We start from the raw sequence: 272 nt of genomic DNA on the forward strand, positions 1-272 counted from the left end.
GGTTCTAGGTGAATCAGAATATTGGTTATTGAATGGTGAATATCCTTATAGTTCTTATGAAGATATTGACGACGCTATGGACTATATGAACGCTTACGAAGAAAGTATGAGGGATCATTACATTACAGAGCTCGGTTTAGAACCTAGACTTCCGTATAGTATTAGATTTTTAAAAGAAGAGTTTGAGAATAAGATTTTTAGTGAGCATGAAGAGTTTGAAAAACGATACGAGCCTTCTGCTGAACAAGAGCGTCAAATCGAAGAGTATGAAG

The 272-nt window shown here is 35.7% G+C and carries 1 protein-coding gene; it reads left to right on the plus strand.

Annotation, left to right across the window (positions count from 1 at the left end; all coding sequences use genetic code 11):
- Positions 1-272: hypothetical protein (locus tag AAEY83_RS15035; RefSeq protein ID WP_351060158.1), on the plus strand; the 272-nt coding region annotated here is incomplete at both ends.

This window comes from Psychrobacter sp. TB20-MNA-CIBAN-0197 (genome assembly GCF_040309765.1).
GTDB classification, from domain to species: domain Bacteria; phylum Pseudomonadota; class Gammaproteobacteria; order Pseudomonadales; family Moraxellaceae; genus Psychrobacter; species Psychrobacter submarinus.